The 21,800-nt window shown below is 64.5% G+C and carries 25 protein-coding genes; 16 read left to right on the top strand and 9 right to left on the bottom strand.

Annotated features, from left to right (window positions below; genetic code table 11):
• Positions 1–62 precede the first annotated feature (62 nt).
• The 4 genes from msrB to ACVIGA_RS06445 all read left to right on the top strand — a co-directional run bounded on the left by msrB (position 63) and on the right by ACVIGA_RS06445 (position 6,480).
• On the top strand, positions 63–563 hold the full coding sequence (msrB, locus tag ACVIGA_RS06460; RefSeq protein ID WP_212310076.1) for a peptide-methionine (R)-S-oxide reductase MsrB: 501 nt from the start codon (positions 63–65) through the stop codon (positions 561–563).
• A 269-nt stretch (positions 564–832) separates the two neighbouring features.
• Positions 833–2,668 carry a flagellar hook-basal body complex protein gene (locus tag ACVIGA_RS06455; protein WP_375775624.1) on the top strand — a complete coding sequence of 612 codons (1,836 nt, stop codon included), beginning with the start codon at positions 833–835 and terminating at the stop codon, positions 2,666–2,668.
• 46 nt (positions 2,669–2,714) lie between these two features.
• The gene (flgK, locus tag ACVIGA_RS06450; RefSeq protein WP_456665714.1) at positions 2,715–4,592 is read left to right on the top strand and encodes a flagellar hook-associated protein FlgK; all 1,878 of its coding nucleotides are present in this window, start codon (positions 2,715–2,717) and stop codon (positions 4,590–4,592) included.
• 7 nt (positions 4,593–4,599) lie between these two features.
• Positions 4,600–6,480, top strand: coding sequence for a flagellar protein (locus ACVIGA_RS06445; protein WP_456665713.1), 1,881 nt, complete (start codon positions 4,600–4,602; stop codon positions 6,478–6,480).
• Positions 6,481–6,613: 133 nt separating this feature from the next.
• Here the strand turns inward: ACVIGA_RS06445 and flbT are convergent, their stop codons facing one another.
• Positions 6,614–7,045, bottom strand: coding sequence for a flagellar biosynthesis repressor FlbT (flbT, locus tag ACVIGA_RS06440; RefSeq protein WP_223970197.1), 432 nt, complete (start codon positions 7,043–7,045; stop codon positions 6,614–6,616).
• A gap of 363 nt (positions 7,046–7,408) precedes the next feature.
• Between flbT and ACVIGA_RS06435 the strand changes: the two genes are divergently transcribed.
• The 3 genes from ACVIGA_RS06435 to ACVIGA_RS06425 all read left to right on the top strand — a co-directional run bounded on the left by ACVIGA_RS06435 (position 7,409) and on the right by ACVIGA_RS06425 (position 9,563).
• A complete protein-coding gene (locus ACVIGA_RS06435; RefSeq protein WP_212310071.1) occupies positions 7,409–8,578 on the top strand; it encodes a flagellin N-terminal helical domain-containing protein in 1,170 nt (389 codons plus the stop codon).
• A 228-nt stretch (positions 8,579–8,806) separates the two neighbouring features.
• Entirely contained in the window at positions 8,807–9,172 is a 366-nt protein-coding gene (flaF, locus tag ACVIGA_RS06430) for a flagellar biosynthesis regulator FlaF (RefSeq protein WP_212310070.1), read from the top strand.
• A 28-nt stretch (positions 9,173–9,200) separates the two neighbouring features.
• The gene (locus ACVIGA_RS06425) at positions 9,201–9,563 is read left to right on the top strand and encodes a hypothetical protein (protein ID WP_456665712.1); all 363 of its coding nucleotides are present in this window, start codon (positions 9,201–9,203) and stop codon (positions 9,561–9,563) included.
• A gap of 18 nt (positions 9,564–9,581) precedes the next feature.
• On the opposite strand, the gene ACVIGA_RS06420 is transcribed toward ACVIGA_RS06425, so the two are convergent.
• From ACVIGA_RS06420 to ACVIGA_RS06405, 4 genes are all read right to left on the bottom strand, one after another.
• Positions 9,582–9,968 carry a hypothetical protein gene (locus ACVIGA_RS06420; protein WP_456665711.1) on the bottom strand — a complete coding sequence of 129 codons (387 nt, stop codon included), beginning with the start codon at positions 9,966–9,968 and terminating at the stop codon, positions 9,582–9,584.
• 160 nt (positions 9,969–10,128) lie between these two features.
• Positions 10,129–10,626: a hypothetical protein gene (locus ACVIGA_RS06415; protein ID WP_456665710.1), complete on the bottom strand. Its 498-nt coding sequence runs from the start codon at positions 10,624–10,626 to the stop codon at positions 10,129–10,131.
• 23 nt (positions 10,627–10,649) lie between these two features.
• A complete protein-coding gene (flgJ, locus tag ACVIGA_RS06410; protein WP_456665709.1) occupies positions 10,650–11,006 on the bottom strand; it encodes a flagellar assembly peptidoglycan hydrolase FlgJ in 357 nt (118 codons plus the stop codon).
• The gene (locus tag ACVIGA_RS06405) at positions 11,006–12,130 is read right to left on the bottom strand and encodes a flagellar basal body P-ring protein FlgI (RefSeq protein WP_223970201.1); all 1,125 of its coding nucleotides are present in this window, start codon (positions 12,128–12,130) and stop codon (positions 11,006–11,008) included. Before ACVIGA_RS06405 ends, flgJ begins: the two co-directional genes overlap by 1 nt.
• A gap of 266 nt (positions 12,131–12,396) precedes the next feature.
• Here ACVIGA_RS06405 and ACVIGA_RS06400 point away from each other — a divergent pair, with 266 nt between their 5' ends.
• On the top strand, positions 12,397–12,810 hold the full coding sequence (locus tag ACVIGA_RS06400; RefSeq protein WP_456670749.1) for a flagellar assembly protein FliX: 414 nt from the start codon (positions 12,397–12,399) through the stop codon (positions 12,808–12,810).
• A gap of 25 nt (positions 12,811–12,835) precedes the next feature.
• Here the strand turns inward: ACVIGA_RS06400 and ACVIGA_RS06395 are convergent, their stop codons facing one another.
• Positions 12,836–13,222 (bottom strand): winged helix-turn-helix transcriptional regulator, encoded by a 387-nt coding sequence (locus ACVIGA_RS06395; protein ID WP_029085377.1) that lies wholly within the window; start codon positions 13,220–13,222, stop codon positions 12,836–12,838.
• Positions 13,223–13,324: 102 nt separating this feature from the next.
• On the opposite strand from ACVIGA_RS06395, the gene ACVIGA_RS06390 reads away from it, so the two are divergent.
• From ACVIGA_RS06390 to ACVIGA_RS06380, 3 genes are all read left to right on the top strand, one after another.
• Complete coding sequence (locus ACVIGA_RS06390) at positions 13,325–13,936, top strand: NAD(P)-dependent oxidoreductase (protein ID WP_456665708.1); 612 nt, start codon at positions 13,325–13,327, stop codon at positions 13,934–13,936.
• 222 nt (positions 13,937–14,158) lie between these two features.
• Complete coding sequence (gene dksA, locus ACVIGA_RS06385) at positions 14,159–14,524, top strand: RNA polymerase-binding protein DksA (protein ID WP_021077973.1); 366 nt, start codon at positions 14,159–14,161, stop codon at positions 14,522–14,524.
• Positions 14,525–14,781: 257 nt separating this feature from the next.
• Complete coding sequence (locus ACVIGA_RS06380; protein ID WP_456665707.1) at positions 14,782–15,588, top strand: phytanoyl-CoA dioxygenase; 807 nt, start codon at positions 14,782–14,784, stop codon at positions 15,586–15,588.
• 30 nt (positions 15,589–15,618) lie between these two features.
• Here the strand turns inward: ACVIGA_RS06380 and ACVIGA_RS06375 are convergent, their stop codons facing one another.
• Positions 15,619–16,047 carry a winged helix-turn-helix transcriptional regulator gene (locus ACVIGA_RS06375; protein WP_456665706.1) on the bottom strand — a complete coding sequence of 143 codons (429 nt, stop codon included), beginning with the start codon at positions 16,045–16,047 and terminating at the stop codon, positions 15,619–15,621.
• Positions 16,048–16,144: 97 nt separating this feature from the next.
• Between ACVIGA_RS06375 and ACVIGA_RS06370 the strand changes: the two genes are divergently transcribed.
• A complete protein-coding gene (locus ACVIGA_RS06370; protein ID WP_456665705.1) occupies positions 16,145–17,173 on the top strand; it encodes an SDR family oxidoreductase in 1,029 nt (342 codons plus the stop codon).
• A gap of 109 nt (positions 17,174–17,282) precedes the next feature.
• Positions 17,283–18,068: a 2-keto-4-pentenoate hydratase gene (locus ACVIGA_RS06365; protein ID WP_456665704.1), complete on the top strand. Its 786-nt coding sequence runs from the start codon at positions 17,283–17,285 to the stop codon at positions 18,066–18,068.
• A gap of 36 nt (positions 18,069–18,104) precedes the next feature.
• Here ACVIGA_RS06365 and ACVIGA_RS06360 read toward each other — a convergent pair whose 3' ends face one another.
• Together ACVIGA_RS06360 and ACVIGA_RS06355 are read right to left on the bottom strand one after the other, a co-directional pair.
• Positions 18,105–18,464 carry a ClpXP protease specificity-enhancing factor SspB gene (locus ACVIGA_RS06360; RefSeq protein ID WP_456665703.1) on the bottom strand — a complete coding sequence of 120 codons (360 nt, stop codon included), beginning with the start codon at positions 18,462–18,464 and terminating at the stop codon, positions 18,105–18,107.
• A 97-nt stretch (positions 18,465–18,561) separates the two neighbouring features.
• Complete coding sequence (locus ACVIGA_RS06355) at positions 18,562–19,308, bottom strand: carbonic anhydrase (protein ID WP_456665702.1); 747 nt, start codon at positions 19,306–19,308, stop codon at positions 18,562–18,564.
• A 370-nt stretch (positions 19,309–19,678) separates the two neighbouring features.
• Between ACVIGA_RS06355 and ACVIGA_RS06350 the strand changes: the two genes are divergently transcribed.
• From ACVIGA_RS06350 to ACVIGA_RS06340, 3 genes are all read left to right on the top strand, one after another.
• Complete coding sequence (locus ACVIGA_RS06350; RefSeq protein ID WP_456665701.1) at positions 19,679–20,620, top strand: IS110 family transposase; 942 nt, start codon at positions 19,679–19,681, stop codon at positions 20,618–20,620.
• A 292-nt stretch (positions 20,621–20,912) separates the two neighbouring features.
• Positions 20,913–21,236, top strand: coding sequence for an ArsR/SmtB family transcription factor (locus ACVIGA_RS06345; RefSeq protein ID WP_050403489.1), 324 nt, complete (start codon positions 20,913–20,915; stop codon positions 21,234–21,236).
• Positions 21,233–21,664 carry an SRPBCC family protein gene (locus ACVIGA_RS06340; RefSeq protein ID WP_456665700.1) on the top strand — a complete coding sequence of 144 codons (432 nt, stop codon included), beginning with the start codon at positions 21,233–21,235 and terminating at the stop codon, positions 21,662–21,664. The genes ACVIGA_RS06345 and ACVIGA_RS06340 overlap by 4 nt, the downstream gene beginning before the upstream one ends.
• Positions 21,665–21,800: the final 136 nt, after the last annotated feature.

Genomic DNA, 21,800 nt, shown 5'->3' with positions numbered 1-21,800 from the left:
TCGTATTTGGTGGCAAGCCAGTCTTGTTCGCCAGCTTTGGCCGCCCGCATCGGAGATGATTGATGATCGATCGCCGCATCCTGCTTGCTTCCGTCGCCAGCCTGTTCGGCCTCGCCGCCTTCCGCTGGCTGCGCGCCTCGCCGGCGCAGGCCGCCGAGAAATTCGAGATCGAGAAGACCGACGCCGAATGGCGCGCGCAGCTCACGCCGCAGCAATACGAGATCCTGCGCAAGGAGGGCACCGAGCGGCCGGGATCGAGCCCGCTGCTCAAGGAGCACCGCAAGGGCACCTTCGCCTGCGCCGGCTGCGACCTGCCGCTGTTCTCGTCCGAGACCAAGTATGAGAGCGGCACCGGCTGGCCGAGCTTCTGGAAGCCGCTGGACAATGCGATCGGCACCACGTCGGACCGCACCTTCGGCATGCTGCGCACCGAGGTGCATTGCCGCCGCTGCGGCGGCCATCTCGGCCATGTCTTCGACGACGGGCCGAAGCCGACCGGGCTGCGCTACTGCATGGACGGTTTTGCGCTGGTGTTTCACCCGGCCGCACCCTCGGCGACCTGACGCCCACAGCGTTTTCGAGCGAGGCGGCTACCGGTTCGCGCTAGGAAAACGCGTTAAAACAGGAGGGATGGAGCGCGGCCAGAACTGCGCTCCGTCCCGGCAATTGTTGCCTGCCCGGCAATTGTGCCCCGGTTAAACGGCCGGGGCTTTTTTTTCAAGCGCATGATTTTGTTACGTTTCGTTTCGTGGCACGACCTTTGCGACATGCTCCGCCGATGCGGCCATTCCTGTGATTGCCAGCCGCCGGGAATCGAATTGGAGAACATGTCATGGGTATCTTCGGCGCTCTTACGACGGCGGTCGGTGGTTTGCGCGCAGGGTCGTACGCGCTCGAAAACATCTCCGGCAACATCGCCAACTCCCAGACCACGGCCTTCAAGCGCATCGATACCTCGTTTCTCGACCTCGTTCCGCAGACCGCGCTGACCGCGCAGCTCGCCGGCGGCGTTACGGCGCAGTCGCGCTCGACCAACTCGGTGCAGGGCGACGTGCAGTCGGCGTCGGTCGCGACCTTCATGGCGATCAACGGCAACGGCTTCTTCGCGGTGCAAAAGCCCGGCGGCTTCACCGACGGCTCGCCGGTGTTCGACGGCGTCGACCGCTACACCCGCCGCGGCGATTTCCAGCTCAACAAGGACGGCTACCTCGTCAACGGCGCCGGCTATTATCTCGAGGGCGTCCCGATCGATCCGACCACCGGCAACCCCTCGGGCTCGTCGCCGCAAACGCTGCGGTTCAAGAACGACTTCCTGCCGGCGCAGCAGACCACCAAGATCGACTATCGCGCCAACCTCGCGTCCTATCCCTTGACCACCGCGCACGACACCTCGGTTCCGGGCTCCGAGCTGATCCGGCCGGGCGCATTCAGCGCCGGACATAACCCGCTGGTGCTGGGCACACCGGCCGCGCCGTATACCGATTCCTCCGTCACCGGCACCGCGCAAAACAACAAGGCGACGCCGTCGGTCGCCAATACCGCCGCGACCCTGCTTTCGGGTGCTGCGGGCAGCGATTCGATCAATGCGAGCTTCAGCGCCGGCTCGGCCGGCCCGCCGGTGGTGCCCGCCGATACGATCACGGTCAACGGCACCGTCATCACCTTCGTGGCCTCGGGGGCGACCGGCAACCAGCTCAACGTCACCGACAGCATCGGAACGATGCTCGCCAAGATCGACGCGATTACCGGCACCGCGACGCCATCGACGATCAGCGGCGGCAAGATCACGCTGCATTCGGGCACGTCGGCCGACCTCAACGTGACCAGCTCGAACTCGACCGCGCTCGCGGCGCTCGGCTTCACCGGCTCGGCGGTTGCGACCCGCGGCGGCGGCGGCACGGTCGGCACCGGTCAGGTGGTCGGCAACGACAACTCGACCTTCCTGAACCAATCCGTCTCGGGCGGCGCTGTCACGGCTTACGACGTGTCGGGTGCGCCGGTGAACCTGCAATTCCGATGGGCCAAGACCGACAGCTCCTCGCTGGGCTCCGGACATACCGACAGCTGGAACCTGTTCTATCAGGTCAATCCCAATGCAACCGGCACGCAAGTCTCCTGGCAGAACGCCAACATCAACTTCACCTTCGCCTCGAACGGCCAGATGTCGCCGGCGATCTCCTCGGTGGCGCTCAACAATGCCGTCGTCAACGGCGTGTCGCTCGGCAGCCCCGTGATCAATTTCGGCTCCGGCGGCGTGACCCAGTTCGCGGACGCCAACGGCAACGTCCAGGTCAACCAGATCCAGCAGGACGGCTTCCCGGCCGGCCAGCTGCAGTCGGTCAGCGTTTCCACCAACGGCCGCATCGTCGGCAACTACACCAACGGCCGCAACATCGACCTTGCCGAAATCTCGGTGGCGACATTCAACGGCACCAACTTCCTGAAGCGCATCGACGGTGGTGCGTTCGAGGCGACCGACGAGTCCGGTGGCGCGCTGTTCGGCAAGGGCGGCAGCACCATCGTCGGTTCATCGCTCGAGAGCTCGAACACCGATATCGCCGACGAGTTCACCAAGCTGATCGTGACCCAGCAGGCCTATTCGGCCAACACCAAGGTGATCACGACAACGAATTCGATGGTGCAGGATCTCCTGAACGTCGTGCGCTGATCGCAGCTGTCATGCACGTGTGAAGCAGTAAAGGCGAGTACACATCATGGGTTTGAGCCAAGCCCTTTCCACCGCGATGTCCGGCCTGCGCGCCACGCAGGCCTCGCTCTCGCTCGTGTCGTCGAACGTCGCCAACGCGGAGACGCCCGGCTACGTCAGGAAGACGCTGAACCAGGATACCGGCACCACCGGCCAGTTCGGGTCGAGCGTTCTCATCACCGGCGTCAACCGCCAGCTCGACGAATTCCTGCAGACCCAGCTTCGCACCGAGACGTCGGGCGCGTCCTACGCCGACGTCCGTTCCAGCTTCCTTGCCAATCTGCAGGGCGTCTACGGCAATCCCGACTCCACGGGCACGATCGAGGACGCCTACAACAAGTTCCTGACTGCGCTGCAGGGCTTGTCGACCAGCCCGGACTCGCAGTCGGCCCGGATCGGCGTCGTCAATGCCGCGCAATCCATGGCGCAGCAGCTCAACGCGACCTCGCAGGGAATCCAGTCGCTGCGCGCCAACGCCGAGGCGGGCATCAGCGACTCCGTCACCACGGCCAACAATGCGATGCAGCAGATCGCGCGCCTCAATGTCCAGCTGCAGGCCACTGGCGGCACGCAGGACGCCTCGACCGCGGCATTGCTCGATCAGCGCGATCGCTACGTCACCCAGCTTTCGCAGCTGATGGACATCCGCACCGTTACCAACAGCCAGAACCAGGTGACCGTGTTCACCAATTCCGGCGTGCAGCTGGTCGGCACCGAGGCGGCGACGCTCAGCTTCAACGCCCAGGGCACGATGACGCCCAACACGCAATACAATACCGACCCGACCAAGAGCACCGTCGGCACCATTACCATCAATTTCCCGCATGGCGGCACCTATGACATGGTGTCGACCAACTCGATCCGGTCAGGCAAGATCGCCGCCTACCTCGAGCTGCGCGACAACACGCTGGCGCAGGCCCAGACGCAGATCGACCAGTTCGCCGCCGCGATGTCGAGCGCGGTGTCGGACAAGACGACGGCGGGCACCGCGGCGACGGCGGGAGCACAGTCCGGCTTCGACCTCGATCTCTCGGGGCTGCAGAGCGGCAACACCATTCACGTCTCCTACAAGGACAACACCACCGGCATCACGCACAATCTGTCGCTCGTCCGCGTCGACGATCCGAGCGTGCTGCCGCTCAGCAACACCGCGACCGTCGATCCGAACGACGAGGTGCTGGGTGTGGATTTCTCCGGAGGCATGAGCTCGGTGCTGTCGCAGCTCAACGGCGCGCTCGGCGGAACCGGTCTGCAATTCTCCAATCCCTCCGGGTCGACGCTGCGCGTGCTTGACGACGGCGCCGCCAACAAGGCCGACGTGACCGCGGCGTCGGTCACGTCGACCGTTTCGTCCCTGACGTCGGGCGATCCGCAGCTTCCGCTGTTCACCGACAATGGCGGGCTCTACACCGGCGCGATCACCGCGAACGGCTCGCAGTCGACCGGCCTTGCCGCGCGCATCAGCGTCAACACCGCCCTGGTCGGCGATCCCTCGCGCATGGTCGTGTACTCGACCAATCCGCAGACCCCGGCCGGCGACACCACGCGCGCCAACCTGATTCTGAACCAGCTGTCGAACGCGTCGTACAGTTATTCGCCGAAGACCGGCCTCGGTACGTCAGGCGCGCCGTTCACCGGTACGCTGTTGAACTTTGCCAAGCAGTTCATCAGCCAGCAGGGCGAATCGGCGACGGCGGCCAAGCAATTGGCCGATGGTCAGGACGTCGTGCTGAATACGTTGCAGACCAAGATGGACTCGACCTCCGGCGTCAACATGGACGAGGAGATGGCGCATCTGCTGTCGCTGCAGAATGCCTATTCCGCCAACGCGCGCGTGATGTCGTCGATCAAGCAGATGTACGACGCGCTGCTGCAGCTCACGTGAGGGTAACATGTCGATCGACGGCGTAAGCGGCAGAACTTCCTATATCGGCACCACGATCCTCAACCTGCGCAGTCAGCTCAATGACCTGACGACTCAGCTTGCGACCGGCAAGGTATCGACGACCTATGCAGGGCAGGGGCTCGATCGCGGCTTCGCGCTCAGCCTGCGCGCCCAGATCAGCGGCATCAACGCGTTCTCGGATACCGCGACCAACCTCAACACGCGGCTGGGTGTCGCCAACCTCACACTGCAGGGGCTGTCCGACGTCGGGAGCCAGGTGAAGAACGCCGCGACGACCGCGACGTTGACGCTCAACAATAGCGGGCAGACGTCGGGCCAGATCACGGCGCAGGCCGCGTTCTCCAATGCGGTTGCGATGCTGAACAGCCAGTCGGGCGACCGCTATCTGTTCTCCGGCCGCGCCATGGATACGCCGGCCACGGTGTCCGCCGACACCATGTTGAAGGGCACGGCAACCCAGGCCGGCCTCACCCAGCTCATCAACGAGCGCAAGCAGGCCGACCAGGGCACCAGCCTGATGGGACGCCTGAGCGTCTCGTCGCCGCCGGCGACCACGACAGTGACCAGCGTCGCCGAGGACGGCTCGCCGTTCGGCCTCAAGCTGCTGTCGGTGCAATCGTCACTCACGGGCGCCACCGTGACCCAGCCGGCCGGTACGCCGAAGTCCACCTCGGTCGATCTCGGCGCCGTCAATCCGAAGGATGGCGACAAGATCAAGTTCAATTTCACGCTGCCCGACGGCACCACCGATGCGATCGAGCTGACGGCGACGACCACGAACCCGCCGCCGGCGGGCTCGTTTCTGATCGGCGCCGACACCACGGCGACGACCGCCAACCTTCAGTCGACGCTGACGTCGTCCATCAAGACGCTGAGCGACACGTCGCTGGTGGCGGCCTCCGCGGTCGCGGCGTCCAACAACTTCTTCAATCCGGTCGCGACCGTCGCGGGCGCCGCCGTCAACAACCAGAACGCGCCACCGGCGCCGATCAGCGGCGCCACGGCCCTTTCGGGCGCAGCGGGCACCAACTCGCTGTCGACGAGCTTCGCGGCCGGCGACACCATCACGGTCAACGGCACCCCGATCACCTTCGTCGCCTCGGGCGCCACCGGCAACCAGCTCAACATCACCGACAGCGTGCAGACGCTGATGGCGAAGATCGACCAGGTCAGCGGCACCAAGAACCCGTCGACCATCAGCAACGGTGCGATCACGCTCCATGGCGCCGACGGCGCGAGCCTCTCGATCTCGAGCTCCAACACGGCCGCACTCGGCGCGCTCGGCATCGCAAACAACACGACCGCGACCCCGGCGCCGCTCAGGGTAGGGGGACCGCCGTTCGACACGGCGACCAACCTGGTCGCGGGCACGCCTGATAACACCGTGTATTGGTACACCGGCGAGAACGGCCCGGGATCGGCGCGCGGCACCGCCGTCGCGCAGGTCGATCAGTCGATCACCGTGCAGTATGGCGCGCGCGCCAACGAACAGGCGTTCCGGTATCTGCTGCAGAATGTTGCGGTGTATGCGGCGGTGACCACCAACGCCAGCAACCCAAATGCAAGCGCGCAGGTGACGGCGCTCGCGCAGCGCGTCGGCGCGAACCTCGCGCCGCAGAACGGCCAACAGCAGATCCAGGACGTGCAGGCCGAGTTCGCCGGCGCGCAGACGGCGACCAAGGCGGCCACCGATCGTCAGACCCAGCTCAAGGCCATGGCGGAAACGATGCTCGACTCGGTCGAGGGCGTCAATCAGGACGAGGTCGCGACCAAGATCCTGGCGCTGCAGACCAGCCTGCAGGCGTCGTACCAGACCACGTCGATGCTGTATCAGACCACGCTGCTGAAATATCTGCCGCCCGGTTGAACGCTCGCTCTCATCTCCAGCCAGCAAAAAGGCCTCCTCGCGGAGGCCTTTTTCGTTCAGGCGAGGGCTAGAGCGATTTCAAGCGAAGTGGATGCCGGTTCGCGGGAAGAAAAGCGCGCCGGAACGAGAAGCTCTACGCGCTCTTGCGGGTATCGTCCTGATTGCCGTTTTGCCGACCGCGCGCGGTTTCCAGCAGCTTCTCCTCGTGCGCGATCAGCTTCTTGGATTCCTTCAAGGCGTGATAGAGATCGCCGTTGAGGATGAAGTTGTTGACGCTTTCGATGAACGGCCAGGCGCTGGGCGTCGCGGTGATGATGTCGCGCACCAGGCTGAAATAGGTCGGGTGGTGCGCCATCGGGTCCGGCGACAGATACATCAGCTGCACCGCGAGATAGATCAGCTTCGCCGGCGTGTCCGCGGTCTCCGGCGTCAGGATATCCTTCTCGCGCAGGATCGGGATGCGGTCGCCGTCGATCAATAGGCGGGCGCGCTGATCGGTGTTGGTGATCACGCAATTGCCGACGATGATGCGCTCGTTCGGTTTCAGTTCAACCTTCAGGGCCATGACCGTTCTCCTTTGCCGGCAGTCGCGCGATGTCGCCGCTAGCGGAACATGTTCGGCGCTGCTTAGCAGCCGCCGTTGCGGCCCGGGGCCGATGCGACAGCGATCCTTTCCCATGATGGTTAACGCTTGGTGAACGGCGGGGCCGCGCGAGGAGCAGCCCTCGGCCGAAATCGGCAATCGTCTCAGTAGTTTTCGCGGCGAACATCGCCCAATGGCGACAATTTTATTCTTCGGCATTTGCCTTAAATGCCGCGTTGGAGATTTCTTTTTCCTTCGAGGCTTGACCGGCAGGATCGGCCATCCGCCCGATCAGAAAGGATTGGCGCGGCTTTTTCCTCAGTTTCACACCAGAAAGGTATGAAAATGTCCGGTATCATTCTCTCCTCCTCCGTTCGTCAGAACCTCCTCTCCCTCCAGTCCACCGCCGATCTGCTCTCCACCACGCAGAACCGTCTCGCCACCGGCAAGAAGGTCAACACGGCGCTCGACAACCCGACCAACTTCTTCACCGCACAGTCGCTCGACAACCGCGCCAGCGACATCAATAACCTGCTCGATGGCATCGGCAATGGTGTGCAGGTGCTGCAGGCTGCCAACACCGGCATCACCTCGCTGCAGAAGCTGGTCGATACCGCAAAGTCGATCGCCAACCAGGTGCTGCAGAGCCCGACCGGCTACACCACGAGGTCGCAGGTCACCTCCACCGCGGCGCTCGGCGGCACGTCCGCCAACCTCGTCGACGGCACCACGATCAAGAGCGGCGACGTGCTGGCGATCGCGGCCTCGGCCGGTCAGCCCGCCTTCAGCTTCACCTTCGGGGCCAGCAGCTCGCTGACGCAGCTGAACGCGTCGCTCGCGGCCAGCAACCTGACTGCCAGCCTCGACAGCTCCAACAAGCTCGTGATCACCACGACCAACGATGCGGCGTCCTCGACGATCGGTGCGGTGACCTTCACCAACACCGGCGGCGGCACTGCGACGTTCAGCGCAGCCGGCACGGCTCCGGTTGCCGATCCGGCCTCGCAGTCGGCGCGCGCCGCCTTGGTGACGCAGTACAACAACACCATCGCGCAGATCACGACCACGGCGCAGGACGCCTCGTTCAACGGTATCAACCTGTTGAACGGCGACAACCTGAAGCTGACCTTCAACGAGACCGGCAAGTCGACGCTCGCGATCAGCGGCGTCACCTTCAATGCGACCGGCCTCGGCTTGAAATCGCTGGCCGCCGGCACCGACTTCCTCGACAACAACTCGGCGAACAGCGTCATTGCGTCGCTGAGCTCGGCGAGTTCCTCGTTGCGCAGCGAAGCCTCGACGCTGGGTTCGAACCTGTCGATCGTGCAGATCCGTCAGGACTTCTCGAAGAACCTGATCAACGTGCTGCAGACCGGTTCGTCGAACCTGACGCTGGCCGACACCAACGAGGAAGCGGCCAACAGCCAGGCGCTGTCGACCCGCCAGTCGATCGCGGTGTCCGCGCTTGCTCTGGCCAACCAGTCGCAGCAGAGCGTGCTGCAACTGCTCCGCTAAACGCACCGACAAGCACTTCGACAACGGCGGGGGAAACCCCGCCGTTTTTCTTTGTCTCCGGGATATTTTTTCTTTGTCTCCGGGATATTACGGTGTCTTTCCCTGCCGTCAGAACGGCGCATTTCGTAACGCCTGCTAACCATATTTAAAGGCGCCGGATGCATAAATATCGAGCGCTAGAATTGCGTCTCCGCGGCCCGAGAAATCCGCATCCCATCGAGGTCATTAATGTCGAATGCAGCCCAGGCCTACGCCCGTACGTCAACGACGACGGCCTCCCCCCGTGAAATCGAAGCGCAGGCGTTGTTGAAGGCCGCGCGGCAGCTGCAGGAAGTCCAGGCGAACTGGAATGGCCTCGACAAGGCGCTCGATCATGCATTGCTGTTCAATCGCCGCCTGTGGTCGATCTTCCTCAGCGCCGCAGAGGGCGCCGACAATCCGCAACCGCTCGAGGTGCGTCAGAAGATCGCGAACATCAGCGTGTTCGTGATGAAGCAGACCATCGACATCCAGATGAATCCGGACCCGGCGAAGCTGAAGTCGCTGATCGACATCAACTGCAATATTGCCGCTGGCCTCTCGGGCCGCGCCTGATCGACCGGTTCACGACGGAGCCCTCGGCATGGCGGACGTATTGAGCATCTTGTCGGCCAACTACAAGGCCGCCGGCCTGACGGTTCCGTCGAAGACGCCGTATGTGGCTGTCGATCCGAAGCTCTATGAGGGCAGCTGGAGCGGCAAGTACGCCAACAACAAGTCGTTCAACCTCTCGGTGTCGAACGTCGATGGCTTCCGCGCCAAGGTCCACTATCAGAGCGACGGCACCAGCAAGTATCAGGACGTGCTGATCAAGGACGGCTCGTTCCGGGTCGGCGATACCAAGTTTTCGCTGGTGCAGCAGGGGACGGCATTGATCGCCAATGTCGTCACCGATCCGGCCACCGGATCGACCTATCTCGACAAGGCCTACGCCACACAGAAGTGAGGGTTCCGATCGCTTGCGTTATGCGCGGCGGTCGGTTGCGCGCACCCGCGTCGGCGCGTCCTTGCTGAGATCGAGCGCGTGGAAATAGGCGCGGCGGCGCAATACGGCTTCTTCCGGAAACTGCCTCACCACCAGGTTCGTGCGATTGTCGACCACCTGGTAGACCACGGCACGCGCGTCGCGGTCGATGATGACCTGGTCGGTGACCGATGGCGCCTGATTTGAGAGCGACGCATTGGCGGCGTTGGGATCGATCGTGACGCGCACGCTCGGCTCCGGAGCAGTGACGCTCTGGCTCGCGGGCAATTCGGTCTTCACCGCCTTCTGCGCCGTATCACTCACAGGAGTGATTATCGGCGCTGCAACCGGTGCCCCCACCGGCTTGATGTTGAAATCTGTACTCATGGCAGCCTCGTAGTGCACAGGCACTAGTTTGCTTGAGTCAAATCCCAACCCCTCACGATCCGCAACTCTACGGGGAACCTCTCAACAGGCTGTTAGGGAACACGCTGAATGCCGCGCTGCCGCAAGCGCGCCGAATTGAACTAAATTGTCGGCGTGCGCGTCAGAGCGTGCGGCTGACGGCGATCGGCGTCATGTTGCGCGGACCCGGCGTGGCGCGCTGTCCGTTCGCGGTATAGGTGTTCGGGATGTTGCGGCGCTGCACCTCGGCATTAACGCCGCGCACGATGCCTTCGGAGACCGCGTGTGCGGTCGCAAGCACGGTCAGGTTGACCTGCAGCATCGCGCGGAACGTCTCGTGATGACGCCGCAGCGTGGCGAGCAGTTCGGGTTCGGTCTGCGACAGCATCTTCTGCATCGACTTCAGGTGCTCCACCGCGAGCATGTAGCGCCGCGACAGCTCCGACTTCCGTGCCTCGAGCTGCATGCCCTCACGGATCTTGCCGGCACGGACGAGCTCGGTTTCCTGCTCGACGACGGCGAGCAGTGCGCTCATCACTTCGGTCAGCTCGTTGGCGAGACGTGCGATGTCGGGAGGCGTCGACGTCGCGGGCCGCGCGGCGGGGGCGGCCGGCCGATGCTGCTGTGGACGCTGATTCATCGCGCTGCTCCTTGAAAACCGAATTAGCTTTTGTTGGCCTGCTGCAGGATCAGCGAGCGGAACACTTCGTTGGAGATGCCGACGCCGCCGGCCTTGGCGAAGTTCTTCGAATATTCGTCGGTCAGCATCGAGCGCCACGCGCCGGTGCCGACCGTGTCGCCGTAAGGGCCTTCACCCTTCAGGCCGGTGGTCATCTGCGAGAACATCGTATTGAGGAACATCGATTCGAAATCGGTCGCGGTCGCCTTCGCCTTGGTGATCTGCTGCGGCGAGACCTTCTTCATCGCATCCTGCAGCACGGGATCGGGGCGGCCATTGAACATCGGCATCAGCGCCTTGTTCGGCACGCTGCCGGTGGTGCTGTTGATCAGGCTTCCCATCACATCACCTCGATGTCGGCTTCGATCGCGCCGGCGGCCTTGATCGCCTGCAGGATGCTGATGAGATCGCGCGGTCCGATGCCGAGGCCGTTGAGGCCGTCGACGAGCTGTTGCAGCGAGACGCCGTCCTTGACGACGGCGAACTTCTTGCCGTCCTCGGTGACCTGCACATTGCTGCGCGGCGTCACCACGGTGCGGCCGCGCGATAGCGGATTAGGCTGGCTGACCTGCGGGCTCTCCGAGATCGTGACGGTGAGGTTGCCTTGCGCCACCGCGACGGTGGCGACGCGAACGTCGCGGCCCATCACGATGATGCCGGAGCGCTCGTCGATCACGATCCTCGCGGCGAGGTCGGGCTCGACCTGCAATTGCTCGATCTCGGTCAGGAAGGCGACGACGTTGCCCTTGAACTCCGGCGGGATCGAGAGCTGCACCGTGGAGGGATCGAGCGGCTCGGCGGTCTTGACGCCGAGATAGTCGTTGACCGCGGCGGCGATCCGCTTGGCGGTGGTGAAGTCGGCGTTGCGCAGCGCGAGGCGGACATTGGGCAAGCGATTGAGCGCGAACTCGATCTCACGCTCGATGATGGCGCCGTTGGCGATGCGGCCGACCGTCGGCACGCCGCGCACCACCTTGGCGGCCTCGCCCTCGGCGTTGAATCCGGAGATCGCCAGCGTGCCCTGCGCGACGGCGTAGACGTTGCCGTCGGCGCCGAGCAGGGGGGTGACGAGCAGGGTGCCGCCGCGCAGATCCTTGGCGTCGCCGAGCGCGGAGACGGTGACGTCCATCCGCGTGCCCTGGGTGCCGAACGCCGGCAGATTGCCGGTGACCATCACGGCGGCGACGTTGCCGGTGCGGATGGTGGCGCCGCGGATGTTGACGCCCATGCGCTCGAGCATCGCCTGCAGCGATTGCTTGGTGAAGGGGATGTTGTTCAGCGTGTCGCCGGTGCCGTTGAGGCCGACCACGAGGCCGTAGCCGATCAACTGGTTCTGGCGCACGCCCTCGATGTTGGCGAGATCCTTGATCCGCGACGTCGCGGCCGCCGGCATGACGGAGGCCGCCAGCGCCAGCAGCGCGGCGCAGGCCAACCCGAATATGCTTACGATGCGGATGCCGGGCATCCAATGCTCCCCTCGAACTGCAACTCGCGGATCACGCGACACTCCCATGACGGCGATCCGCCATTAACCATGCGAGCCGCGTGCCACTTCGTTTCGTTGAGGCAATGTATTGATATATTTATCGAAATTGTCGGACAGCCATTCGGTTCCGGTTCGCAAGGGAGCGCGAAACTGCCGTGCGGCGGCAGAAATTGCCGGGTCGTTTACGCACCGTTAACCATAAAACGGCGATGCTCTGGGGCATTCAGGCCTGCGGGATCATGACGATGCGCATCTACGGACCGAACGGCACCACGCTTGGCACGTCGACCAGCTCGACGCGGCGCACCTCGTCGAGCGGCTTCTCGCTGCCGGATGCGACCAGCGCGCAGGAGGAGGTTCGCTCCACCACTGCGCCGAAGGCGGCCACCAGCCTGGATGCACTGCTCGCGCTGCAGGGCGTCGAAGACCCGACCGAACGCCGCAAGCGCTCGGTGGCGCGTGGCAAGGGTGCGCTCGACGTGCTCGACGCGCTGAAGCTCGGACTGCTCTCCGGCAATTTCGATTCCTCCACCGTGAACCGGCTGCGTGATGCTGCGGCGAGCCTGAAGGAATCCTCCGGTGACCCCGGCCTCGATGCCGTGCTGGGCGAGATCGAGCTGCGCGTCGAAGTCGAGCTCGCCAAGGCCGGGCAATACTAGGCCCCTCTCGATCAATTAACCTACATCAAGCCGCCAGTGCCTTGCGCTGCGTGTCGTAGCGGCGCTGCGCGGCCAGCACCTCCTTCAGATTCTGCTCAGCCCAGTCGCGCAGCGGATCGACCGCTTCGGCGAGCGTCGATCCGAGCGGCGTGATCGAATACTCCACGGTGACCGGAACGGTTGCGATCGCACGGCGGCGCAGCAGCCCGTCGCGCTCCAGGCTTTTGAGCACCTGCGACAGCATCTTTTGCGAAATGCCCTCGATGGCGCGGCGAAGCTGGTTGAAGCGCATCGGCTCGCTGCGCAGCAGCAGCAGGATCAGCACCGCCCATTTGTCGCCGACCCGGTCGAGGATCTGGCGCGTCGGGCAATTGGCGGCATAGGCGTCCGGTTTCAGGCTGGCGGCTTTCATCGGGTTACTCCGGCGTAATCAGGTGAGACAAGAGTGCCTTCTTCACACCTACATCCATTTCGCTATCTAGTCACCATTGGAAACCAGCAATCGGAGACTTTGATGAAGATCGCCATCGCCGGCGCGTCCGGCCAGGCCGGCTCGCGCCTCACCGCGGAACTCGCCCGCCGCGGCCATGCCGTCACCGCCATCGCCCGCAACCCGGAGAAGATCGCAACCCTGCCTGGTGTCACCGCCGTGAAGGGGGATGTGAACGACCAGGCCGCCCTGGCCGCGCTGTGGGCCGGCCACGATGCCGCGATCAGTTCCGTCCATTTCAGCGTCAGCGACCCGGTCAAGCTGATCGGGGCGGCCAAGGCGTCCGGCGTCGGCCGCTATCTCGTGGTCGGCGGCGCCGGCAGCCTCGAGGTGGCCCCGGGCGTCCGCTTGGTGACCACGCCGAACTTCCCGGCCCAGTACAAGGCCGAGGCCTCGAAGGGGGCCGAGTTCCTCGACCTGCTGCGCCAGGAAACGGACCTGAACTGGACCTTTTTGTCGCCCTCGGCGCTGTTCGTGGCGGGCGAGCGGACCGGCAAGTTCCGGCTCGGGTCCGACCAGCTTCTGACCGCAGCCGACGGGAAGAGCTCGATCTCGTTCGAGGACTTCGCAGTTGCACTCGCCGACGAAATCGAGCGCCCGGCCCATATTCGGCAGCGTTTTACGGTCGGCTACTGACGGGCGAGGAGAGGCGGAAGGGCTGGCTCCAGGCAGGGCGGATAAGTTTGCCTGTGCAAGGCCTTGGGGGGAGCCCGCCTTTCGCGGTGGCAGATATTGTCTGTCACATGACGTGGCTATATAAGGCGCCGCGCGGAGGGGTTTTGTTCCCTCCGCCAGACAGGGACATGGCTGCCTTTGGAAAAGCTGAAGAACTACCGGCCGACTGAAAAAGAGCCTTTCATGAATGAGCGGCAGCGTGATTATTTCCGCGCCAAGCTGCTGGCCTGGAAGGATGAGATCCTCCGCGAATCGAAGGTCACGCTGCAGACGTTGCAGGAAGAGAACGTCAACCACCCCGACCTCGCGGACCGAGCTTCCTCGGAAACCGACCGCGCGATCGAACTTCGAGCCCGCGATCGTCAGCGCAAGCTGATCTCCAAGATCGACGCGGCGCTCCAGCGCATCGAAGACAACACCTACGGCTATTGCGAAGAGACCGGTGACCCGATCTCGCTGAAGCGGCTCGAAGCCCGCCCAATCGCGACGCTGTCGGTGGAGGCGCAGGAACGCCACGAGAAGCGCGAGAAGGTCTACCGCGACGAGTAGTGGTGGCGGATCGCCCCCACTGATTGATTCCGGCGCGCACCGGTTGTAGGTTCGCGCCGCCATGATGACACGCACTCTCAACATCGGAACGGTCTTCTTCCTGGGCTGATCTCGTTTCCGCACGGAAACACGCTTCCGCACGGAAGCGCTGATCGTCCCCGCGCGCTCGGGCTCGCGGGATTCCAGTGAACCGAATGAGCCGGCCAACTCCGCGCACAGCGGAGCATCGACGGCTGGCGACGATTTGAGAGACAATCATGACCGATCGAGACGACACGCGTGCGCTCAGCGACGCGCAAATCGAGCAATTCATCGAACAGGGCTTTGTCCGGATCGACAACGCCTTTCCCCGCGAACTCGCCGATGCGGGACGCGCCATCATGCGGCGCGACCTGCAGTGCAGCGAGCATGATCCCTCGACCTGGACGCGACCGGTGGTGCGGCTACCCGGCTATGGCGAGGAACCGTTCCGGTTGGCGATCAACTCGCCGCTGCTGTATCGGGCGTTCGACCAGATCGCAGGCCCCGGCCGCTGGTCTCCGCGCCACAACATCGGGACCTTCCCGGTGCGGTTCCCGCATCCGGATGATCCCGGTGACGCCGGCTGGCATGTCGATGTCAGCTTTCCCGGCGACGATTGCGATCCGAACGAACGGAGCGACTTCTCGGCATGGCGGGTGAACGTCAACTCGCGCGGCCGGGCGCTGCTGATGCTGTTCCTGTTCTCCGATGTCGGCGATGACGATGCGCCGACCCGGATCAGGGTCGGTTCGCACTTTCCGATGGCGCGTTACCTGGCGCCGGCGGGCGACGCCGGACGCGCGCGGATGAACCTCGCGCAAATGGGCGCCGAGTGCGAGCTTGCGCTGGCGACGGGTGAAGCAGGCACGGTCTATCTGTGCCATCCCTTCCTGGTGCATGCCGCGCAGAAGCACCGGGGCACCAGGCCGCGCTTCATGGCGCAACCATCGCTCAGTCCCGCCGAACCGTACCGGCTCGAGCGTGACGAGGGCGATTATTCGCCGGTCGAGATCGCGATCCGGCGCGCGCTCGGCATGGGTTGACCGCGTGCCGCTCTGAAGGCGAGACGACGTTCAGGCCAGTCCGGCCCCGAGTGTCGTCTCGCTTGCCTCCGCGTGACGGCGCGGGCCGTAGGTCTTCGACCACGCCAGCAATTCGCGGAAAGCCGGCGTCAGGCCCCAGGCCGAATCCGTCAGCTCGTATGCGACCTGCAACGGCTTTTCAGCGAGCACCTTGCGCGACACCAGCCCATCGCGCTCGAGCTCGCGCAGTTGCGCGGTCAGCATATGCTGGGTGATCGGCAGCAGCGCGCGGCGCAGCGCGCCGAACCGCACGCCGCCGTTCATCAGCGTGAACAGGATCTCGAGCTTCCATTTGCCGCCGAGCGCGTGGATCGCGCCCTTGAACTCGATCAGCAGATTGGGGTCGGTCGGGCAGGTCTCGCATTCACCGCCGTCACACAGTTCGCTGGTATTGTTTTCCATACCGGTCTCGAATTTCATTAACTTGTCCAACGTCAGATAGTGACCAGATGCGGCCTGTGCAGGGTGGGCGGCGCAATGTGTGCCCCATCTGCCGAACCATGAAGAGGGCAGGGACATGAGCACGGTTTTGGTCACGGGCGGATCCGGTTTCATCGGCGTGCATACAATTCTGCAGCTGCTTGCCGACGGGCATACGGTGCGAACCACGCTGCGCAATCCGGATCGCAGCAAGGACGTGATCGCGATGCTGCGCGAGGGTGGCGCGCTTGCAGCCGACCAGGTCGGCTTCGTGACCGCCGACCTCACGCGCGATGCCGGCTGGCGCGAGGCGGCCGCGGGATGCGACTACGTGCTGCATGTCGCGTCACCGCTCGGCGCGCATGTGCCGGAGGACGAGAACGAGCTGATCGTTCCGGCGCGCGAAGGCACGCTGCGAGTGTTGCGCGCGGCGCGCGACGCCGGCGTCAAGCGCGTGGTCGTGACGTCGTCGTTCGCGGCGATCGGCTATGGCCATCCGCCGCAAGCCAAGCCGTTCGATGAGACCACCTGGTCGAATCTCGATGGCCCCGACGTGCAGGCCTATCCGAAATCCAAGACGCTGGCCGAGCGCGCCGCCTGGGATTTCATCGCGCGCGAAGGCAGTGGCCTCGAGCTTGCCGTGGTCAATCCGACCGCGGTGTTCGGCCCGGCGCTCGGGCCTGATTTCTCCGAGTCGATCGGCATCATCAAGGCGCTGCTCAACGGCGCGATGCCGGCGGTGCCCCGGATCCATTTCGGCCTCGTCGACGTGCGCGACGTCGCCGACCTGCATCTGCGCGCCATGACCTCGCCCAAGGCCAGCGGCGAGCGGTTCCTCGCGGTCGGCGGCGAGACCCTATCGGTGCTGCAGGTGGCCCGCCTGCTGCGCAGGAAACTCGGCAGCAAGGCGCGGCGCGTGCCCCGGTTCCAGGCGCCGGACTGGATGATCCGGCTCGCCGCGCGGCGCAACCCGTTAGCCCGCGCCAGCCTGCCGCTGCTCGGCAAGGTGCGCCGCTCGACCAGCGTCAAGGCGCAGAACCTGCTCGGCTGGCGTCCGCGCGGCAATGAGGAGATGATCGTCGCGACCGCCGAGAGCCTGATCAGGCTCGGCCTGGTCAAGGCCTGACGGCCGCTCCCGTCCAGCGTGCTTGCCAGACGGGTCGGCGAGTGCTGAATTGCCGTGAGCAGACGGAGGCGCCACCGCTCCGCCGGAGAATTTCAGGGAGGCTGCGCAGATGGAACGGATCCTCGCGGCCGCAAAGGCGATTGCCAGCGCGCGCCGCAGCCGCGCGCCGCTCAAGGCGCTCGCCAAAGACATCGTGCCGCGCGACGAGGCCGAAGGCTATCAGGTGCAGTACGCGCTGCACGATCTGCTGCAGCCACAGGTCGGCAGCCTGGTCGGCTACAAGATCGGCTGCACCAGCGCGGTGATGCAGGAATACATCAACATCCCGCACCCCTGCGGCGGCGGCGTGTTCGAGAAGGTCGTGCATGAAAGCGGCGTGCGGCTGCCGGCGGCCGATTTCGTCCATGTCGGCGTCGAATGCGAGATCGCGGTGCGGCTGGCGCGCAGTCTCGCGCCCGGCGAAGCGCCGTTCACCGCCGAATGGGTCGCGGAAGCGATTGAGGCCTACCATCCGGCGATCGAGATCGTCGACGACCGCTATGTCAAATGGGAGACGCTCGGCGCGCCGACGCTGATCGCCGACGACTTCTTCGCCGCCGGCTGCGTGCTCGGCGAAGCCGTGCCGCGCATCACCGTGCCCGATCTGCGCAAGGTCACCGGACGCGCGCTCGTCAACGGCAAGGAGGAGGGACGCGGCACCGGCGCCGACGTGCTCGGCCATCCCCACAACGCGCTCGCCTGGCTCGCCAATCATCTCGCCGCCGAAGGCCGTGGCCTGCATGCCGGCCAGATCGTGCTGACCGGCAGCCTGGTCAAGACGCTGTGGCTGAAGGCCGGCGATACCGTCGTGATGGAGCTCGATGGGCTCGGCAAGGTGGAAGCGGCGTTCATCTGACTTTGCATGCTTTCTGCGCCGCGACGTCACTGTTTCCTACAGTTGATTGTTCGTGCACATCAGAACCTTGCCGTCCCACAGGCTCCTGATCGCGTCGAACGGCACGGCCAGCCTGGCATATTTGCGACTGAACCAGACGCCGACCTCGAAGCCGTCATCCGTCACCACGAGGCGATCGAATTCGTGCTGCAGGATGATCGTGATCTCCTCGGGATATTGCTCGATCACGGCGGCGGGCAGCTTCACGCCATCGGCCCGGGTTGCGAAGGTGATGTTGACCGGCCGATCCTCCGCGGCATGGCGGAGCAACGCGGTCATTTCGATCCGCTTCTGCGCCGTGTTGCAGGGCTCGACGCCGGCGCGCGCCGGCAACGAGGCCACGGCCAGAAGCAGCACTCCAGCAATCCACCCGCGCCGGCGCCACATCCGCCTTCTCCATGTCGCTCACGCGATGTCATTCTTGGCTTCAAGTGGTCGCAGGTGGCGCCGAGGTTCAAGTCGCCGGTCGCTTGGCGTCCGTGACCAGCTCGACCTTGCCGTCGGTCAGCCGATAGACCGCGCCGACGATCCTGAGCTTGCCTTGATCGACCGCGGCGCTGAGGATCGGCGTTGCCGTCTTGAGCTTCGCGACGTTGTCGATGACGTTTTGCCTGACGGCGTTGGCAAGCCGGTCGCCCGGCTTGCCCTCGGTCGCCCTTACCGCAGGCGCGATCGCGGTGACCAGCTCGGGCAGATGGCCGGGCAGGGTGGTGTTGTCCGACTTGATCGCGGCGTCGACCGCCCCGCAGCTGTCGTGGCCAAGCACCATGAACAGCGGCACGCCGAGCACGGACTTCGCATATTCCAGGCTCGCGATCATCTCGTCGCTGGCGAAATTGCCGGCGACGCGGCAGACGAACAGGTCGCCGCGGCCGGTGTCGAAGGCGTATTCCGGCGCGATGCGGGAGTCTGCGCAACTCAGGATGCCGGCGAACGGGTTCTGTCCGCCGGCAAGCGCCTCGCGCTCGTGCTTGAAATCATGCCGCCGCGAGACGCCTTCGACATAGCGGAGATTGCCCTTCACCAGCCGGTCGAGCGCGGCGTCCGGCGGCAGCACGTTCTGCGGCTTCGGCGACGGTTTTGTTTCCTTGGCCGTCACAGCCGGTGGCAGGGCGAGGCTGGCTGCGGTGCACGCCGCAGCAGCGAGGAAGACGCGCCGGGAGGTTCGGCTGGGAGGCGTGATCTCGCAGAGCTGGCACATCAAGGTTCTCCGTGAACAAGGACCGCATCAGCGCGATATGTGTAGGTCATGCGCAGCGCCGTCGCAACGATTGCACTCGTACGCTCGTGTCGGCTGTATCCACAATCGTCGTCCCGGCGAAGGCCGGGACCCATACGCCGCAGCAATTGTATTTGACGGGACTCGTCGTTCCAGCGGCGCTCAACAACATCCTCTTGTGGTTATGGGTCCCTGTGTCTTGGAAGTCTGTCATGATGGGGTGGGCGGGAAGCCGTTGGGTCCTTGGCGCTTGACGCCGTGAGCCGGCTCGGTCTCCCGCCCGTTCCATCTACAAACCTGAACAGTTGCACGAGGCTGCGCCAACAGACCTCGCATCACAGGGACAGGCACCGTGATCATAGCTCTTCGTTACGTCGGAATCGACATCTCCAAAAAACACCTCGATATCTTTGATGAGGCTGACGGCGTGCCGAGGCGCATTGCCAACGCGACACAGGCCATCACACAGCAGGTGGCGCGTTGGCAATGCGATGCGCTGGTCGTCTTCGAGGCGACGGGTATCTATGACCTCGCGCTTCGCGAGGCGCTACGTCAGGCCGGGATCCAGTTCGCACGGATCAACCCGGCCCGTGCCCGCGACTTTGCACGGGCTAGCGGCCTGCTCGCCAAGACCGATCCGATCGATGCGCGGATGCTGGCAGCCTTTGCGCGGGCCATGCAGCCCGCCCCCGAGCAGGTCGCCGATCCTGCACGCAACGCCTTGGCGAGGCTTGCAAAACGGCGGGATCAGCTGGTCCTGATGCGCGCCCAGGAGAAGAACCGGCGCAGCGAGGCCGACGATCGCGCCATGGCCGAACGCATTGGCCGCCTCATCGAGGTCCTCGACAGCGAGATCGCCGAGATCGAGGCCGACATCAGCGCATTGATTAAAGCCGAAGCGGAGATCGCGGACGATGCGAAGTTAATGCGTTCGCTGCCCGGCGTGGGTCCCGTGGCCTGCATGCAGCTCATCGCGCAGATGCCGGAACTCGGGCGGATCGGACCGAAACAACTCGCAGCGCTCGCTGGCCTTGCCCCCTTCAACGTCGACAGCGGCGCCTTCCGCGGCAAGCGCAAGATTGCGGGCGGCCGAAAGCGCGTTCGTGACGCCCTTTATATGGCGGCCCTCAACGCAGTCCGCAGAGCTGATCCGTTCAAGGCCTTCTATGCACGACTGCGACAGGCCGGAAAACCAGCCAAACTCGCCCTCATCGCCGTCGCCAGGAAGCTGCTGACGGTCCTCAATGCCATCATGCGAGACCGAAAGCCGTACCTGCAAACCAAACCAACATAACAGTTGCCGGCCTTCGCCGGGACGACGGTGAATGTGTGGGGCGATCCGTGAGCCACACATCCGCGTTCTCGCGACAAGGATTGTCCGAGTCTTGCATCGTTGCCCGACGGGCAACTCAGCGGCCAGGATATAGCCAGTCAGTTATGAGTGCGTCGGCGCGGTTGATTTGCGCCAAACTAGCCTAGAATAGGACAGTCAGAGCGCCGGTGGATTTTCCCCAACTTCTCGCTTGACCAATCCATAGCTGCTCAGTTATACGTTAATCCATAGCCAGCGGATTATTGATCGCAAAATGCCGGACGCTCACGACGTGCTGTTTCGAACCCTCGCAGACCCGACCCGCCGGGCGATCTTCGAGCGCCTGTGCCGCGAGGGCGAGCAGACCGTCGGTGCGCTGACGGCGCGGGCAAAAATCTCGCAGCCGGCGGTGTCAAAGCATCTCGGCGTGCTGAAGCAGGCCGGGCTGGTGCGCGATCGCCATGAAGGAAGGCAGACGCATTACAGCGCACAACTCGGCGCGCTGGCGCCGCTGATCGACTGGACCAGCCAGATGGCGGGCTTCTGGCAGAACCGGTTCGACCACCTCGAAGATCTTCTCAAAAGGATGGACCAATGAACAAGACCACCCCTGAGACGCGCTCCGCAATCGTGGAGCGCGAATTTCCCCATCCGCCGGAAAAGCTCTGGCGCGCACTGACGCAACCGCAACTGATGGAGGAGTGGCTGATGAAGAACGACTTTAAGCCCGAGGTCGGGCACAGTTTCAATCTGCGCGGCGAGTGGGGCGGCGTGCTGGACTGCAAGGTGCTGGCCGTGGAGCCGCACAAGACGCTGTCTTACACCTGGAATTTCGCGCACGCGGATGCCGCCTACAATCTCGAGAGCGTGGTGGTCTTCACGCTGACGCCGACAGCGAAGGGCACCCATCTGCGCGTCGAGCAGTCCGGCTTCCAGCCGCATCAGAAGCAGGCCTATGGCGGCGCCCATGCCGGTTGGAAACAGTTCCTGGAGAATCTCGATCAGCTGCTGGTGCGGGAAGGCTGACCGTCTCTCGTCATTGCGAGCCAACGGGTCGGCGCGTAGCGCCGCCCGATGACAGGCTCCGCGAAGCAATCCATCGTGCCGCATGTACGGATAGATGGATCGCTTCGTCGCTTCGCTCCTCGCAATGACGATTTTA

It is taken from the genome of Bradyrhizobium sp. USDA 3240 (assembly GCF_054063295.1).
The sequence above is the reverse complement of the archived record's forward strand: the minus strand, read 5'-3'. Positions and strand labels throughout refer to the sequence as shown.

Bases quoted from the DNA above. Each gene is read 5' to 3' on its own strand.
- ACVIGA_RS06415 (WP_456665710.1), bottom strand. From the start codon at position 10,626: ATGAATCAGCGTCCACAGCAGCATCGGCCGGCCGCCCCCGCCGCGCGG.
- dksA (WP_021077973.1), top strand. From the start codon at position 14,159: ATGAATGAGCGGCAGCGTGATTATTTCCGCGCCAAGCTGCTGGCCTGG.
- ACVIGA_RS06345 (WP_050403489.1), top strand. From the start codon at position 20,913: ATGCCGGACGCTCACGACGTGCTGTTTCGAACCCTCGCAGACCCGACC.
- ACVIGA_RS06425 (WP_456665712.1), top strand. From the start codon at position 9,201: ATGGCGGACGTATTGAGCATCTTGTCGGCCAACTACAAGGCCGCCGGC.
- ACVIGA_RS06435 (WP_212310071.1), top strand. From the start codon at position 7,409: ATGTCCGGTATCATTCTCTCCTCCTCCGTTCGTCAGAACCTCCTCTCC.
- ACVIGA_RS06365 (WP_456665704.1), top strand. From the start codon at position 17,283: ATGGAACGGATCCTCGCGGCCGCAAAGGCGATTGCCAGCGCGCGCCGC.
- ACVIGA_RS06370 (WP_456665705.1), top strand. From the start codon at position 16,145: ATGAGCACGGTTTTGGTCACGGGCGGATCCGGTTTCATCGGCGTGCAT.
- ACVIGA_RS06375 (WP_456665706.1), bottom strand. From the start codon at position 16,047: ATGAAATTCGAGACCGGTATGGAAAACAATACCAGCGAACTGTGTGAC.
- flgJ (WP_456665709.1), bottom strand. From the start codon at position 11,006: ATGGGAAGCCTGATCAACAGCACCACCGGCAGCGTGCCGAACAAGGCG.
- ACVIGA_RS06455 (WP_375775624.1), top strand. From the start codon at position 833: ATGGGTATCTTCGGCGCTCTTACGACGGCGGTCGGTGGTTTGCGCGCA.
- ACVIGA_RS06340 (WP_456665700.1), top strand. From the start codon at position 21,233: ATGAACAAGACCACCCCTGAGACGCGCTCCGCAATCGTGGAGCGCGAA.
- ACVIGA_RS06380 (WP_456665707.1), top strand. From the start codon at position 14,782: ATGACCGATCGAGACGACACGCGTGCGCTCAGCGACGCGCAAATCGAG.
- ACVIGA_RS06445 (WP_456665713.1), top strand. From the start codon at position 4,600: ATGTCGATCGACGGCGTAAGCGGCAGAACTTCCTATATCGGCACCACG.
- msrB (WP_212310076.1), top strand. From the start codon at position 63: ATGATCGATCGCCGCATCCTGCTTGCTTCCGTCGCCAGCCTGTTCGGC.
- ACVIGA_RS06395 (WP_029085377.1), bottom strand. From the start codon at position 13,222: ATGAAAGCCGCCAGCCTGAAACCGGACGCCTATGCCGCCAATTGCCCG.
- flaF (WP_212310070.1), top strand. From the start codon at position 8,807: ATGTCGAATGCAGCCCAGGCCTACGCCCGTACGTCAACGACGACGGCC.
- ACVIGA_RS06405 (WP_223970201.1), bottom strand. From the start codon at position 12,130: ATGCCCGGCATCCGCATCGTAAGCATATTCGGGTTGGCCTGCGCCGCG.
- ACVIGA_RS06420 (WP_456665711.1), bottom strand. From the start codon at position 9,968: ATGAGTACAGATTTCAACATCAAGCCGGTGGGGGCACCGGTTGCAGCG.
- ACVIGA_RS06400 (WP_456670749.1), top strand. From the start codon at position 12,397: ATGCGCATCTACGGACCGAACGGCACCACGCTTGGCACGTCGACCAGC.
- ACVIGA_RS06390 (WP_456665708.1), top strand. From the start codon at position 13,325: ATGAAGATCGCCATCGCCGGCGCGTCCGGCCAGGCCGGCTCGCGCCTC.
- flgK (WP_456665714.1), top strand. From the start codon at position 2,715: ATGGGTTTGAGCCAAGCCCTTTCCACCGCGATGTCCGGCCTGCGCGCC.
- ACVIGA_RS06355 (WP_456665702.1), bottom strand. From the start codon at position 19,308: ATGTGCCAGCTCTGCGAGATCACGCCTCCCAGCCGAACCTCCCGGCGC.
- flbT (WP_223970197.1), bottom strand. From the start codon at position 7,045: ATGGCCCTGAAGGTTGAACTGAAACCGAACGAGCGCATCATCGTCGGC.